The sequence below is a fragment of the Nocardiopsis sp. NPDC055879 genome (assembly GCF_053615935.1).
The window spans coordinates 171,781-185,882 of the sequence record NZ_JBSHCT010000009.1 but is presented as its reverse complement, the minus strand read 5'-3'; the positions used below and the strand labels follow the sequence as shown (position 1 = coordinate 185,882).

Sequence of the window (14,102 nt, the reverse complement as noted above, 5' to 3'; positions counted from 1 at the left end):
CCGCGTGAAGGGGGAGGGCGGCCCGAGTGCCGCCCTCCCCCTTCACGCGGGTCGGGAACCTAGGAGGTTTCCGTGTCCTCGGTGACGTTCTCCACCGGCTGGGTGACGTTCTCGTTCGGAGCGTCGCCGGTCACCTCGTCGGCTTCCCCGGCTTCTTCGGCCTCCGGAGCCTCTTCGGTCTCGTCCGGGGCCTCGTTCTCCGGAGCGTCGTCGCCGAACGCCGGAAGGTCGAGCTCCTCCAGGGCTTCCGCCGGGCCCTTCGCTTCCAGGAGGGCCCCGAACATCTCCAGCGCCTCGGGGTCGCTGAGCAGCTCGACGGCGTCCTCATCCGCGAGGAGCTCCTGGACCTGCGGGTCCTCTAGGAGCGCCGCGGCCTCGGGCGACAGCTCCTGGCCCGGTTCGGCGACCTCGTCGGTGGTGTCGGTGACCTCCTCGCTCGGCTCGGTCACCTCGTCCGGCGGGTCGGCGAAGGCCGCCCCGACTCCGAACACGGTCAGCCCTCCGGCCAGCACGGTGGTGGCGGCGATCCTGGTGAACGATCGCATACGAGTTCCTTGCCCCTCTCCTGTCACGGGTCAACACGTTCCATACGTGCATGACTACACACAGTGACCAACCATGTATGTCGGATGGCCGCTCCGGCAACAAAGGGGAGGTTTCGTCCCAGCGAAGTTCCCGTATGCCGTCACGCGGAAGGTCCAATGCGGCACAAAGTCCCGGGAACGTTCCGTGTGGGTTCTGGGGAAAACGGGACGCGTGCTCGTACATTCGACGGCGGTGAAGTGGGTACTCCTGCGTCCGACGGCCCGCAGACGCGAAGGACGTCCCGCCCCCGATACGAAGAAGGAGCGGTGAACACATGTCTCGGCCTCGGATCGTGGTGGTCGGTGCGGGATTCGGTGGACTTCACACCGTGCGCCACCTCGAACGCCGCATTCCCAACGGTGCGGCCGACATCGCCCTGGTCGCACCGAACGACTACATGCTCTACAGCCCGTTGCTGCCCCAGGTGGCCTCGGGGCTCCTCACCCCGCAGTCGGTGGCCATGTCGGTACACCGGCTCATGAAGAAGACCCGGTTCGTGCCTGGGCACGCGGTGGGTGTGGACACCCAGGACCACACCGTGGTGGTGCGACGCCCCACCGGCGAACTCGCGCCCGTGCCCTACGACCGGCTCGTCCTGGCGCCCGGTGGCCTGACCCGGGAGTTCGACATCCCCGGCCTGACCGAGTACGCCTACGGAGCCAAGACCCTCGCCGAAGCGGTCCTGCTCCGTGACCACGTGCTGGGCCAGCTGGAACTGGCCAACGACTCCAAGGATCCGCTCGAACGGGAGGAACGCTGCCGCTTCGTGGTGGTCGGTGGCGGCTACACCGGCGTGGAGACCGCGGCCTCGCTCAAGCGCCTGTGCGAGGAGGCCGCCCGCCTCTACCCGGAACTGCGCTCGGTGATCCGCTGGCACCTGATCGACATCGCGCCCAAGGTCCTGCCCGAACTCGGTGACCGACTCGGCCGCAAGGCCCTGAACCTGCTGCGGAACCTGGGCGTCGAGGTCAAGCTCAAGGTGACCGTCCGTGAGGTCACCGCCGACAAGGTCGTGCTGACCGACGGGCGCGCCCTGCCGTGCCGAACCCTGATCTGGACCGCGGGGGTCTCTCCCAGCCCGCTCATGGAGACACTCGGCAAGCCGACGATGCGCGGTCGACTGGAGGTCGGCGCGGACCTGTCCGTTCCCGGAGAGCCGGACGTGTTCGCGATCGGTGACGCGGCCGCCGTGCCCGACCTGTCGAGCGCCGAGAGCGCCTATTGCCCGCCCACGGCCCAGTACGCCAGCAGGCAGGCGGCCACCGTGGCGCAGAACGTGGTCAACTCGATCCTGGGACGGCCGCTGAGCGAGTTCCGGCACAAGGACATGGGGCTGGTGGTGGACCTGAGCGGCAGTGACGCGCTCGCCCGCATCATGAGGTTCGACCTGAGCGGTCTGCCGGCGCTGGGCGTCACCCGCGGCTACCACGTGATGGCGGTGCCCTCGGCCACGGCACGGGCGCGGATCATCGCCAACTGGGGGATCCGCGCCGTCACCGGGGGAGAGGTCGCCCGGATGGGGTTCGCCGACGAGGGGCGCCCGTCGTCGTTCGTGGCCAACGAGAAGGTGGACTACCTGGACGCGGAGAGCGCTCGCAAGACGGGCGCCCGCCTGCGGGAGAACGAACAGGATCGCTACGGAGACTGAGCCGAACCCTTGTCGAGGGCTCCGGGAACGTCGGAGGACGTGGTTCCGGGGCCCTTCGCGTTCCGGGCGCCGCGCCGACGGATGACGATGATGAGGATGACCGCGACCGCGATCAGGGTCGGCGCCAAGAGGAGTTTCCACGGGTCGAAGAGGCCGGGCGGGTCGGCCAGGAAACGACGGGCCGGGGAGTCGGGATCGGCGAGGATCGTCGCGACGAACACCGCGGACAGCGCGATGGTGACGACCAGGGCCACTTTCCCCCAGAGCCCCCGCAACCCCATACGTCGCCGCAGTACCCCGCCCGCCTCGATGATGCGGGTCACCCGGGCCAACCGCAGCGTTGCGGCGATCCTGACCAACCGTAGGAGCTGGGCGGGGCCGAGCGTGAAGACGATCGCCGGCACCGTCAACACCGCGACGAAGGTGCTCCACCGGTGGGTGCGCAGCCAGTCGAGCTTGTTCTCGGCCAGCGCGATGAGCAGGATCCACTCCGCCCACAGGACCAGCCCCGCCAACCAGTTGACCCGCGCCCCGATCTCGGACCAGATCCCCTCGCCCCACAGGGAGAGGAAGACCGCCGGAACGGAGAGGGCGGCGCTCAGCAGGACGGGGATCGCCAGGTGGCGTTCGAGCGTGGTGGAGAGGGTGTTCTGTTCGGGGGCCATGGCGAGAACGTAGCCTGATCAGGGATGGTGCCGGCGACCCGTGGCCGGGACCGGCCGAGTGGGAGGCGGGACGGTCGTCAGGAACGGACCAGGCGGGCGATGGCCTCGGAGGCCTCGCGGACCTTCTCCTCGGCCTCCTCGCCGCCGCTGGCCACAGCGTGCGCGACGCAGTGCTTGAGGTGTTCGTCGAGCATGGACAGGGCGAAGGAACGCAACGCCTTGTTGACCGCGGAGGTCTGGGTGAGGATGTCGATGCAGTACTGGTCGTCCTCGACCATGCGCTGCAGGCCACGGATCTGGCCCTCGATGCGGCGGAGCCGGTTGACGTGGCTCTGCTTGTCGTGGCTGTAACCGTGGTTCGCCGTCATGCCGCCGTTTCCCTCTTGTGCCTGCTCAACTGCCATAACAATACCCCCTAAAGGTATTCAAGGGCGGGGCCTCGTGGTCTATTCCGCCCGGCCGGCCGCCGACCCGGAACGAAACACCACCAACGCGGCCGTAGTAGGAGTTTCCCAGACCGCCGGGACCTTCGGCCCCGGGTCACGGGTCCGACGCCGTTCCCGGCCTCGCGTAAATGTTCGGTCCGAACCGGACAACCCGGGGTGCCCGGCCCTTGCCCCGGTCTCCGGAGCGCGCGGACCATGGCGTTATGAGCGACAGCGCCGAACAGGACATCATGACGACCATCCGCGGGTTGATGGACGAGGAGCACGCGCTCCGCTCCACACCCGGTGGACTGGAACCGGCCGAACGCGGTCGGATGAAGGAGGTCGAGGAGGCGCTCGACCAGTGCTGGGACCTGCTGCGTCAGCGACGGGCCAAGGACGAGTTCGGGCGGGACCCCGACGACGCCGAGGTCCGGCCGGTCTCCGAGGTCGAGAACTACCGACAGTGACTCGGCGCCGGCCGTTACGCGCAATCCACAACCAGAGGCCCTTCCGGAGCGTCAACATGGATGACCGCCGGCTTCGAGGAGCCGGCGCCGATTCCTGTCCGTCGTGCACGAAGGAACCGCATGTTCGCCACCCTCACCGGGTTGGGCCTGGCCTCCGCGTCCGGGCTCAACGCCTACGTCCCCCTGCTTCTGGTGGGGTTGATCGCCCGATTCACCGAGCTGGTCCCGCTCGGCCCCTCCTGGACCTGGTTGGAACACCCGATCACCCTGATCAGCCTCACCGTTCTGTTGGTGGTGGAGTTCGCGGCGGACAAGATCCCCGCGTTGGACAGCCTCAACGACGCCGTTCAGACCGTGGTCCGGCCGTCCGCCGGTGGCATCACGTTCGGGGCGGGCGCCTCGACGGTGGAACTGGCCGAGATCACGGGTGAGGCCTCCGGGGCGGCGGCCGGCTCCGGCGGGGTGGCGTGGGGCGCGGTCATCGCCGGCGCCCTCATCGCGCTGGCCTTCCACGTGGTCAAGGCGCTGGCCCGGCCGGTGATGAACGCGATGAGCTTCGGCGTGGCCGCCCCGGTGGTCTCCTTCCTGGAGGACGTCGTCAGCTTCCTGACCTCGGTGATGGCGATCCTGCTACCGGTGCTCATCCTCATCGTGTTCCCGCTGATGGTGCTGTTCGCGGTGTGGGTCGTGCGCCGACGCCGACGGATCCGCGCGGAACGTCGGTCGGTCGATCGGGAAGGCCGTGACCTGGGAGACCCCGCCTGAGGGTGGCCGAAACCGCATACCGGAAATCGGCCCGTGGCCGTAAAGTGCATCCGATGCCTGAGATGACTTTCGAGAACAGCGACCCCCGCCACATCGTCTGGGACTGGAACGGAACCCTCCTGGACGACAACCACGCCAACCTCGCCGCGGTCAACGCCGTCTGCGCGGGGTTCGGCCGCGAACCCGTGGAGTTGGAGTACTGGCGTTCGATCTTCCGCCGCCCGCTCGTCTCCTGCTACGAGGAACTCCTCGGACGTTCCTTCGCCGAAGGGGAGTGGGACCGGGCCGAGGAACTGTACGACACCAACTACGTGAAGTACCTGCCCACATGCGACCTCGCACCCGGTGTCCCCGACGTCCTGCACGACTGGACCGGCACGGGCGGCACCCAGTCGCTGCTGTCCATGGCCTCCCACGACCACCTGGTCCCGCTGATCGGTGAACGCGGGCTCACCTCGTACTTCACCCGGGTGGACGGACGCAGGTTCGAGACCGAGCAGGACTCCAAGGCCGAGCACCTGATCCACCACCTGCGCCACCAGGAACTGGACCCGACCCGGGTCGTCCTCATCGGCGACATCGACGACGACGCCCGCGCCGCCCGCGAGGCCGGCGCGCAGCCGATCCTGGTCGCCGGCGGACTGATGTCCCGCGAGCGTCTGGAGGCCACCGGCGCCGTGGTCGTCGACTCGCCCGCCGAAGCCGTCGCCATGGTGAAGTCCCTGAACTGAGTCGATCGGCCATGGGTCAACGTAGGAACCCCACTCTTTCCAGGACTTCGGAAGTGGGGTTCCCACGTACTTCCACGACCGTGGTGACCTGCGAACTCCATGGAATCCACTAGGTCGGGCCGGCCCGTGATCGCGAGCACGGCGTGCTGTTAGATGGGTCTCGAAGCAACGCAAAGCCACGCGATCGGAAGGCGGGCCAATGACGGAGAGCAGCGTGCCCCGTGTGCTCTGGGAACCCGACGAGCGGCGGATCGACTCCGCCAACATCGTGGCGTTCGCACGATGGGCCGCACGGGAGAAGGGCGTCGATGCCTTCGGCGGCGACTCCACCGAGGCACGGGACTTCGACTACGACGCCCTGTGGCGCTGGTCGGTCACCGACGTCGACGGGTTCTGGGCCTCCATCTGGGACTACTACGGGGTCCGGGCCGACACCCCCTACGAGACGGTCCTGGCCGACCGGAGCATGCCCGGGGCGCGGTGGTTCCCCGGCGCGACCCTCAACTACGCCCGGCACATCTTCGAGGGCCGTGACGACGACGCCGTCGCGATCCGGCACGCCACCGAACTGCGCGGACTCGGCGAGTGGACCTGGGGCGAGCTGCGCGAGCGCACCGCCGCCATCGCGGCCGGGCTGCGCGAACTCGGCGTGGGCGAGGGCGACCGGGTCGCCGCCTACCTGCCGAACCTGCCCGAGACGGCCGCCGCGTTCTACGCCGTGGCCTCCCTCGGCGCCATCTGGTCCTCCTGCTCACCCGACTTCGGCGTGCGCAGCGTCATCGACAGGTTCGCCCAGATCGAACCGAAGGTGCTGTTGGCCGTGGACGGCTACCGGTACGGCGGCAAGGACTTCGACCGTCGTTCCGTGGTGGAGGAACTGCGCGGAGCCCTGCCCACCGTGGAACGCACGGTCCTGCTCGACCACCTGACCCCCAAGGCCGAGTCGGCGGGAGTCCTTCCCTGGGCCGACCTGGTGGCCTCCGGCGCGGGCGCCGAACTGACCTTCACCCCCGTTCCCTTCGACCACCCCCTGTGGGTGCTCTACTCCTCGGGCACCACCGGTCTGCCCAAGGCCATCGTCCAGGGCCACGGCGGCATCCTCCTCGAACAACTCAAGAACCTGAACCTGCACCTGGACGCCCAGGAGCACGACCGCGTCCTCTGGTTCACCACCACCGGGTGGATGATGTGGAACTTCCTGGTCAGCGTGTTGCTGACCAAGGCCTCCATCGTCCTGTACGACGGCAGCCCCGCCGCCCCGAACATGGACGCGTTGTGGGACCTGGCGGCCGAGGCCGGGGTGACCGTGTTCGGCACCAGCGCCGGGTACCTGTCCTCCTGCATGAAGGAGGGCGTGGTCCCGCGCGAGGGGCGCGACCTGTCCGCGCTCAAGGCGATCGGTTCCACCGGTTCCCCGCTCAGCCCCGAGGCGTTCTCCTGGGTGTACGAGGAACTCGGCCCCGACCTGTGGCTCTTCTCCACCAGTGGTGGCACCGACATCTGCAGCTGCCTGGTCGGCGGCACCCCCACCCTCCCCGTGTACGAGGGCGAGATCCAGTCTCGCGGGTTGGGCATGGCGGTGGCCTCCTGGGATCCCGACGGCAAGGAGCTCGTCGGGGAGGTCGGCGAGCTCGTGGTCACCGAACCCGCGCCGTCCATGCCGGTGTTCCTGTGGGGCGACGCCGACGGTTCACGCCTGCGCGACAGCTACTTCGCCGTCTACCCGGGGATCTGGCGGCACGGCGACTGGATCGAGATCACCGACCGCGGCACCGCGATCATCTACGGCCGCTCGGACTCCACCATCAATCGCGGTGGCGTGCGCATGGGCACCAGTGAGATCTACCGGGCGGTCCTGGCCCTGGACGACGTCCTGGACGCCCTGGTGGTGGACGTCCCGCAGCAGGACGGCTCCTCGCGGATCGAACTGTTCGTGGTGCTGCGCGAGGGCGCCGACCTGGAGGGCGACGTGCCCAAGGAGATCGCCCGCAGAATCCGCACCGACTGTTCGCCCCGACACGTCCCGGACCGGGTCCGCGCCATCGCCGCCGTGCCACGGACCCTGTCCGGCAAGGTGCTGGAGGTTCCGGTCAAGCGGATCCTCATGGGTGAGAGCCCGGAGAAGGTGGCCAGTCGCGACTCGTTGGCCAACCCCGAGGCGTTGGACCACTTCAGCGAGATCGTCGACGGAGGCTGATCCGGCCCACGAACGGTCGTCCCCCGCCCAACACCGGACCCGGTGCTCGGCGGGGGACGCGGTCCACGCCCCGAGGTTCGCCCGGTGGGCGGGCCTTTCGGCCGGCCGAGTGTGGCCGTTAGGAGAACGTCAGGGCGTTGGAGACCCACGCGCGGTCGGCATAGCCTGACAAACGTGGCACAGAACCAGTCTGACGACACCGGCACCCTTCCCGACGACCGTCCCCCCGCCAAGAATCGTGTCGACGGCATCGACGCCGCTCGGGCGCTCGCGGTTTTCGGCATGTTCGCGGTCCACCTCGGGGTGGTCTCCTTCGGGCTGCTGCCCGAGGAACAGGGCTGGGAGCTGCACGGACTGGTCCGGGGTAACTCCTCGGCGCTCTTCGCCTTCCTCGCGGGAGTGTCCCTGGCCCTGATGAGCGGACGCGCCGAACCGGTCTCGGGCCGGCCACTGCATCGGGTGATGGTCAAGATCGTGGCCCGGTCGCTGGCCATCGGTCTGCTCGGTCTGTTCCTGGACTCGCTCGCGGTTCCGGTGGCCATCATCCTCACCTACTACGCCGGGTTCTTCGTCCTGGCGCTGCCGTTGATCCGCGCTCGGGCGGTCGTGTTGTGGGTCGCCGCCGCGACCCTGGCCGTGTTCGGTCCGATCGTGTCCTTCCTGTTGCGCCAGGACCTGTTCCCCGCGCAGCCGCGTACCGGCGCCGTCACCTCCTTCTCGGAGTTCTTCCTCACCGGCTACTACCCGGCCATCACCTTCATGGCGTTCATGTTCGCGGGTATGGCGGTGGGCCGCACGGACCTGACCGCGACGGTGGTGCGCGTGCGCATGGCCGTGGGCGGCGCGATCATGACCGCCATCGGCTACCTGGGGCCGTGGGTGCTGCTCTACCCGATGGGCGGCCTGGACCGGCTCACCGAGGCCCACAGCACCTTCCTCAACGGTTCGCCGCTGAGCTCGGTGGACGCCGGGACCGCCGAGGAACTGCGCTGGAACACCATCGACGCCATGCACAGCATCAGCGGGCAGGTGCACACGGACAGTTGGTGGTGGCTGGCGGTGGGCACCCCCCACACCGGGACCACCTTCGAGATCTTCGAGGCCGTCGGCCAGGCGTTGCTGGTGTTGGTGATCTGCGTGCTGCTGGCCGAGCGGCTGCCGCGCGTGATGTACCCGCTCACCTCGGTGGGCCGGATGCCGCTGACCGTCTACACCGGGCACATCCTCGTCCTGGCGGTCATCGTCGCCCTCCACCCGGAGAACGCCGCGGGCGGACCGTTCTACCTGGAGTGGTTCATCCTCGGCTCGTTCGTGTTCGCGACCTTGTGGCGCCCGTTGCTGGGGCGCGGACCGCTCGAACTCGGTCTGGGCAAGGTCGCCGAGGGCGCGGTGGTGCTGATGGACGAGGCCGGCGGCCGGGACCGGCGCGGCTGAGGGAGACGACCGAGCGAGGCGCTCAGCGGCCCTCGGGCCGTCGGATGTTGGCCGAGGTGCGGTCCCGGTGGGCGAGCGAGTCGGTGGTGGTCCGGGTGTTCTGCCGGATCAGTCGGCGGGCGTCGTCGGCGGCCGAGCGCGCCACCTCCGGGCGGGCCACCGGCCGCTGCGCGAGTTCGGCGTCCTCGGGCAGCCCGATGTCCATGGGCAGCCCGGCCCTGCCGATCACCCTCAGCTGGGAGGCCTCCTGGGAAAGGGAGGGGCGGATGTCGCCGTCGGGGGTCTTCCAGGCGGCCAGACGATGGACGAACCAACGCCCGCCTCGGAACTCCTCGCCCCGGTCCCAGACCGACCCGTCGGGGCGTTCGAGGAGGGCGTGCCGCAGGTCGGCCAGGGTCCACCCGGCGGAGAAGAAGCGGGCCGACTCGGCCTTGAGGAAGGCGAAGTCCACCCCCCGCAGTGACGGGTCCTCCCGGCGGATCAGCTCACAGGCCTCGTGCACGGCGTGCGGGGTGTGCCGTGGTCGGTGCTCGGGGTCCGCGACGGGTTTGCGCAGCAGGGCGTCGTCGACGGTCACGATCACCTCACCCCGCCGGTTGTCCCAGACGCTCACGTCGTCGCGCGCCCACCCCTGGGACTCGGCCAGGGCGAGCGCCATCTTGCGCAGGTCGACCTGGGTGTCGTCGCTGCTGATCCGGAATTCCGCCATGGCGCCCAGCGTAGCCGCGAGGCGCGACGTTCGCGCTCGCTCCGAGTCGCTCAGGGGAGTGGTCCGGTCTAGACCGCGCCTGGGGCGAGGGCGGGGGACCAGGCCGGTGAAAGGGCCGTTCTGGGGCTTTTCGAGCGCCTGTTGGGAGGAAGGGACAACGATCACATGGCATGAGCCTTAGAGATTTCTCCAACCTTGATGACCCCGAACACACGAGGCGATGCCACCGACGGGGCCCGGGGTTATGGTGACTGCCTGACGGCCCCGGCCGGGACGCGGAGCCCCCGCGGACGACCCGGGACCCGCCGTCCCCGCCCAACCGGTGGCGGACGGTCACAGTGAACCGACGAAGCTGTAGGTGCCCGTGTCACACACCGCGACCGCGCCCGAGGCGACCACGAACCACGCGCTTCGGGCCTATCTGTACGGCCTGCCCGGTGTCGACGAGGTCGGCGCCCGGGCCCGGGCCCAGGACCTGTCCACCCGGTCCATCAAGACCACCGCCAAGGCGGTCGCCATCGACCTGGCGATCTCCATGGTGGACCTGACCACCCTCGAAGGCGCCGACACCCCGGGCAAGGTCCGATCCCTGTGCGCCAAGGCGGCCCTGCCCGACCCGGCCGACCGCACCGTGCCCAAGGTGGGCGCCGTGTGCGTCTACCCGGACATGGTCGCCACCGCCGTGGAGGCGCTGCGCGGCACCGGCATCGGGGTGGCCTCGGTCGCCACCGCCTTCCCCGCCGGGCGCGCGCCCCTGGACGTCAAGCTCGCCGACACCCGACGGGCCGTGGCCGACGGCGCGAGCGAGATCGACATGGTCATCGACCGCGGCGCGTTCCTGTCCGGCGACTACCTGAAGGTGCACGAGGAGATCGTCGCGGTCAAGGAGGCCTGCGGGGACGCCCACCTGAAGGTCATCCTGGAGACCGGTGAGCTGAACACCTACGACAACGTGCGCCGCGCCTCCCACCTGGCCATGCGCGCCGGTGGCGACTTCATCAAGACCTCCACCGGCAAGGTGGCCCCGGCCGCCACGCTCCCGGTCACGCTCATCATGCTGGAGGCCGTGCGCGACCACCACGCCGCGACCGGTCGTCGCGTCGGCGTCAAGCCCGCCGGCGGCATTCGCAACACCAAGGACGCCATCCGCAACCTGGTGCTGGTCAACGAGACCGCCGGGCCCGAGTGGCTCACCCCGGACCTGTTCCGGATCGGTGCCTCCAGCCTGCTCAACGACCTGCTCATGCAGCGCACCAGGCTGTCCACCGGCACCTACCCGGGCCCCGACTACTACACGCAGGACTAGCCGTGATCTTCGAGTACGCGCCCGCACCGGAGTCCCGCTCCGTCGTCAGCCTGCGCGAGACCTACGACCTGTTCGTCGACGGCGAGTTCACCCCGGCCCAGGGCGGTGAGTACGTCACCGACCTCAACCCGGCCGACGAGGAGGAACTCGCCCATGTGGCGGTGGCCGGGGCGGCCGACGTCGACCGCGCCGTCGCCGCCGCCCGCCGCGCCCAGGAGACCGTGTGGGGCCGCATGAGCGGCGCCGAACGCGGCAAGTACCTGTTCCGCATCGCCCGGATCATCCAGGAGCGTTCGCGCGAGCTGGCCGTCCTGGAGACGCTGGACAACGGCAAGCCCATCAAGGAGACCCGCGACGTCGACGTTCCGCTGGTCGCCGCGCACTTCTTCTACTACGCAGGTTGGGCCGACAAGCTCGCCCACGCCGGATTCGGCCCGAACCCGAGACCGCTGGGCGTGGCCGCCCAGGTCATCCCGTGGAACTTCCCGCTCCTGATGCTGGCGTGGAAGATCGCCCCGGCGCTGGCCACCGGCAACACCGTGGTGCTCAAACCGGCCGAGACCACCCCGCTCACCGCGCTGGTCTTCGCCCAGATCTGCCAGGAGGCCGACCTGCCCCCGGGCGTGGTCAACATCCTCACCGGTGCGGGTGAGACCGGCCGGGCCCTGGTCGAGCACCCGGGCACCGACAAGGTCGCCTTCACCGGCTCCACCGAGGTGGGCCGACAGATCGCGCGATCCGTGGCCGGCACCGACAAGCGCCTCACCCTGGAACTGGGCGGCAAGGGCGCCAACATCGTCTACGACGACGCGGCCATCGACCAGGCGGTGGAGGGCGTGGTCACCGGGATCTTCTTCAACCAGGGCCACGTGTGCTGCGCCGGTTCGCGTCTGCTGATCCAGGAGTCCATCGCCGAGGAGTTCCTGCCCCGGCTCAAGGCGCGCATCGCCAAGCTGCGCCTGGGCGACCCGCTGGACAAGAACACCGACATCGGCGCGATCAACTCCGCCGCCCAGTTGGAGCGGATCCGCGAGCTCACCGCCACCGCCGACGAGGAGGGCGTGGAGCGCTGGTCGCCGGCCTGCGACCTGCCCGAGTCCGGCTACTGGTTCGCGCCCACCGTGCTGACCGGCGTCAGCCAGGCCCACCGGGTGGCCCGCGAGGAGATCTTCGGCCCCGTGCTCTCGGTGCTGACCTTCCGCACGCCCGAAGAGGCCGTGACCAAGGCGAACAACACCCCCTACGGGCTTTCCGCCGGGGTGTGGACCGAGAAGGGCTCGCGCATGCTCTGGACCGCCGAGCGTCTGCGCGCCGGCGTCATCTGGTCCAACACGTTCAACAAGTTCGACCCGACCAGCCCCTTCGGTGGCTACAAGGAGTCGGGATACGGCCGCGAGGGCGGGCGACACGGTTTGGAGGCCTACCTTGGCTGAGCGGCGCGAGAACAAGAAGAAGGGCGGGGCCCCGGCCGAGGTCGACGCCGAGGTCCCGGCCCGCCTGGCGGTGAAGAAGACCTACAAGCTCTACCTGGGCGGGGCCTTCCCCCGTTCGGAGTCGGGCAGGAGCTACCCCGTGACCTCAGCGGACGGTACCCATCTGGCCAACGCCTCACTGGCCTCCCGCAAGGACGCCCGTGACTCCGTCGCCACGGCCCGCAAGGCCTTCGGCGGCTGGTCCGGACGCACCGCCTACAACCGCGGCCAGATCCTCTACCGGATCGCCGAGGTCATGGAGGGACGGCACGCCCAGTTCGCCGAGCAACTGGTCGCCGCCCAGGGGATCACCCGGGCCAAGGCCGACCGTTACGTGCGGGCCGCCGTGGACCGCTGGGTGTACTACGCCGGCTGGACCGACAAGTTCGCCCAGGTCATCGGGGGCGCCAACCCCGTCGCCGGGCCGTACTACAACCACTCGGCGCCCGAACCGACCGGTGTGGTCGTGGTGTTCGCGCCCCAGGGCGCGCCGCTGCTGGGCCTGACCTCGGTGCTGGCCCCGGTCATCGCCACCGGCAACACCGCGGTGGTGGTCTCCTCCCAGACCGCTCCGCTGCCGTCGATCGAGCTCGCCGAGGTGCTCGCCACCTCCGACGTTCCCGGCGGGGTCGTCAACATCCTCACCGGGAACGTGGGTGAGCTCGGCCCGCACCTGACCGCGCACGCCGACGTCGACGCCCTGGACCTGGCGGGTGCGGGCGACCGGGCCGTGGAGTTCGAGAAGGCCGCCGCCACCACCCTCACCCGGGTACTGCGCCCCGGACCGGAGGCCGACGGTGGCGAGGAGGCCTGGCTCGACACCGACCCCGGCACCTCTCGCCTGACGCCGTTCCTGGAGACCAAGACGGTTTGGCATCCGGTCGGAGTGTAAGACTGACGGTCGGGCCCGCTTCGCGAACGAGGCGGGTCCGCTCCGACAGCGAGTGGAGGATGAAGGTGCCGGTGAACACCCCCGAAGAGGTTCAGCCCCCCGTCCCCGAACACCGCACGGTCCCCGGACTGCGCCTGGTCCGTCTGGACCGCAACAACCCCGAGGTCGAACTGCTGCGTGAGGTGGTGGCCCGTCAACGGGTCGCCCCCGGGCAGCGCAGGTTCGTCGACGAGGCGGTGCACACCCTGCCCCGTGCCGACGACGACCCCGAACGCTTCCCGTACGCCATCGTCCTCACCGAGGGCGACCTGTCCGACCACGCCGGCGCCTTGAGGGCCTGCGTCGGGTTCGGCATCATCGACCGCCGCGGGGTCCTGCGCGAGATCGTCGACGAACCCGACGAGGCGGTGCTGTTGCGCGCCTTCTACGTCGCACCCGAACACCAGGGCAAGGGGATCGGCCGCACCGCGTGCTCGGCCCCGCTGCTCGACCTGCTCGTCGTCCAGGTCGCCCCCCGCGCCGAACAGATCGTCCTGTGCCTCAACGAGGGCAACGAGGACGGCGAACGCACCTACCTCGCCGCCGGGTTCGCACCGACCGGTCGCCACTACGACGCCGGCGAACACGGGCCCCAGCGCGTGTTCGCCCGGCCACTACAGACCGGATCGCACCCGGTGCCACGACTCCCGGAGCCGCGTTGACCGTGGCCCCATGAACGGCCCGGCGTGGGGCCCGGCGCCGCCGCCCCCGCCGGCCCCCCCCCCCCACCCACAACACCACACACCCCCCCGAACCGCAACCCC

13 protein-coding genes, 1 tRNA gene and 1 pseudogene are annotated in these 14,102 nt (G+C 69.9%); 10 read left to right on the top strand and 5 right to left on the bottom strand.

The window, feature by feature from the left end:
* Window positions 1-59 precede the first annotated feature (59 nt).
* Entirely contained in the window at window positions 60-545 is a 486-nt protein-coding gene (locus ACWGKS_RS12970) for a hypothetical protein (protein WP_358515708.1), read from the bottom strand.
* A gap of 333 nt (window positions 546-878) precedes the next feature.
* A tRNA-OTHER gene (locus ACWGKS_RS12965) sits at window positions 879-976 on the bottom strand.
* Here ACWGKS_RS12965 and ACWGKS_RS12960 point away from each other — a divergent pair.
* A pseudogene (locus ACWGKS_RS12960) lies at window positions 932-2,233 on the top strand (NAD(P)/FAD-dependent oxidoreductase); the annotation flags it as partial. The gene ACWGKS_RS12965 and the pseudogene ACWGKS_RS12960 sit on opposite strands and share 45 nt — an antisense overlap.
* On the opposite strand, the gene ACWGKS_RS12955 reads toward ACWGKS_RS12960, so the two are convergent.
* A complete protein-coding gene (locus ACWGKS_RS12955) occupies window positions 2,221-2,898 on the bottom strand; it encodes a metal-sensitive transcriptional repressor family protein (RefSeq protein WP_358515710.1) in 678 nt (225 codons plus the stop codon). The pseudogene ACWGKS_RS12960 and the gene ACWGKS_RS12955 overlap by 13 nt on opposite strands.
* A 77-nt stretch (window positions 2,899-2,975) precedes the next feature.
* Window positions 2,976-3,266, bottom strand: a complete 291-nt coding sequence (locus tag ACWGKS_RS12950) for a metal-sensitive transcriptional regulator (protein ID WP_358515713.1) — start codon at window positions 3,264-3,266, stop codon at window positions 2,976-2,978.
* A 281-nt stretch (window positions 3,267-3,547) separates the two neighbouring features.
* On the opposite strand from ACWGKS_RS12950, the gene ACWGKS_RS12945 reads away from it, so the two are divergent.
* The 5 genes from ACWGKS_RS12945 to ACWGKS_RS12925 all read left to right on the top strand — a co-directional run bounded on the left by ACWGKS_RS12945 (window position 3,548) and on the right by ACWGKS_RS12925 (window position 8,920).
* A complete protein-coding gene (locus ACWGKS_RS12945; RefSeq protein WP_358515716.1) occupies window positions 3,548-3,793 on the top strand; it encodes a DUF2630 family protein in 246 nt (81 codons plus the stop codon).
* 120 nt (window positions 3,794-3,913) lie between these two features.
* Complete coding sequence (locus ACWGKS_RS12940; RefSeq protein WP_358515719.1) at window positions 3,914-4,558, top strand: DUF4126 domain-containing protein; 645 nt, start codon at window positions 3,914-3,916, stop codon at window positions 4,556-4,558.
* Window positions 4,559-4,611: 53 nt separating this feature from the next.
* A complete protein-coding gene (locus ACWGKS_RS12935; protein WP_358515722.1) occupies window positions 4,612-5,289 on the top strand; it encodes an HAD family hydrolase in 678 nt (225 codons plus the stop codon).
* 199 nt (window positions 5,290-5,488) lie between these two features.
* On the top strand, window positions 5,489-7,486 hold the full coding sequence (locus tag ACWGKS_RS12930; protein ID WP_358515725.1) for an acetoacetate--CoA ligase: 1,998 nt from the start codon (window positions 5,489-5,491) through the stop codon (window positions 7,484-7,486).
* A gap of 174 nt (window positions 7,487-7,660) precedes the next feature.
* On the top strand, window positions 7,661-8,920 hold the full coding sequence (locus ACWGKS_RS12925) for a heparan-alpha-glucosaminide N-acetyltransferase domain-containing protein (protein WP_358515727.1): 1,260 nt from the start codon (window positions 7,661-7,663) through the stop codon (window positions 8,918-8,920).
* A gap of 22 nt (window positions 8,921-8,942) precedes the next feature.
* On the opposite strand, the gene ACWGKS_RS12920 is transcribed toward ACWGKS_RS12925, so the two are convergent.
* Window positions 8,943-9,629, bottom strand: coding sequence for a hypothetical protein (locus tag ACWGKS_RS12920; RefSeq protein WP_358515730.1), 687 nt, complete (start codon window positions 9,627-9,629; stop codon window positions 8,943-8,945).
* 358 nt (window positions 9,630-9,987) lie between these two features.
* On the opposite strand from ACWGKS_RS12920, the gene deoC reads away from it, so the two are divergent.
* The 4 genes from deoC (at window position 9,988) to ACWGKS_RS12900 (ending at window position 14,000) form a co-directional block, all read left to right on the top strand.
* Window positions 9,988-10,935: a deoxyribose-phosphate aldolase gene (gene deoC, locus ACWGKS_RS12915; RefSeq protein WP_358515733.1), complete on the top strand. Its 948-nt coding sequence runs from the start codon at window positions 9,988-9,990 to the stop codon at window positions 10,933-10,935.
* A 2-nt stretch (window positions 10,936-10,937) separates the two neighbouring features.
* The gene (locus ACWGKS_RS12910) at window positions 10,938-12,368 is read left to right on the top strand and encodes an aldehyde dehydrogenase family protein (protein ID WP_358515736.1); all 1,431 of its coding nucleotides are present in this window, start codon (window positions 10,938-10,940) and stop codon (window positions 12,366-12,368) included.
* Window positions 12,361-13,299, top strand: a complete 939-nt coding sequence (locus tag ACWGKS_RS12905) for an aldehyde dehydrogenase family protein (RefSeq protein WP_358515739.1) — start codon at window positions 12,361-12,363, stop codon at window positions 13,297-13,299. Before ACWGKS_RS12910 ends, ACWGKS_RS12905 begins: the two co-directional genes overlap by 8 nt.
* Window positions 13,300-13,364: 65 nt before the next feature.
* Window positions 13,365-14,000: a GNAT family N-acetyltransferase gene (locus ACWGKS_RS12900; RefSeq protein ID WP_452522659.1), complete on the top strand. Its 636-nt coding sequence runs from the start codon at window positions 13,365-13,367 to the stop codon at window positions 13,998-14,000.
* Window positions 14,001-14,102 lie beyond the last annotated feature (102 nt).

Excerpts from the sequence above, each read along its gene's own strand:
- ACWGKS_RS12970 (WP_358515708.1), bottom strand. The coding sequence starts at position 545 with ATGCGATCGTTCACCAGGATCGCCGCCACCACCGTGCTGGCCGGAGGG.
- ACWGKS_RS12955 (WP_358515710.1), bottom strand. The coding sequence starts at position 2,898 with ATGGCCCCCGAACAGAACACCCTCTCCACCACGCTCGAACGCCACCTG.
- ACWGKS_RS12950 (WP_358515713.1), bottom strand. The coding sequence starts at position 3,266 with ATGACGGCGAACCACGGTTACAGCCACGACAAGCAGAGCCACGTCAAC.
- ACWGKS_RS12945 (WP_358515716.1), top strand. The coding sequence starts at position 3,548 with ATGAGCGACAGCGCCGAACAGGACATCATGACGACCATCCGCGGGTTG.
- ACWGKS_RS12940 (WP_358515719.1), top strand. The coding sequence starts at position 3,914 with ATGTTCGCCACCCTCACCGGGTTGGGCCTGGCCTCCGCGTCCGGGCTC.
- ACWGKS_RS12935 (WP_358515722.1), top strand. The coding sequence starts at position 4,612 with ATGCCTGAGATGACTTTCGAGAACAGCGACCCCCGCCACATCGTCTGG.
- ACWGKS_RS12930 (WP_358515725.1), top strand. The coding sequence starts at position 5,489 with ATGACGGAGAGCAGCGTGCCCCGTGTGCTCTGGGAACCCGACGAGCGG.
- ACWGKS_RS12920 (WP_358515730.1), bottom strand. The coding sequence starts at position 9,629 with ATGGCGGAATTCCGGATCAGCAGCGACGACACCCAGGTCGACCTGCGC.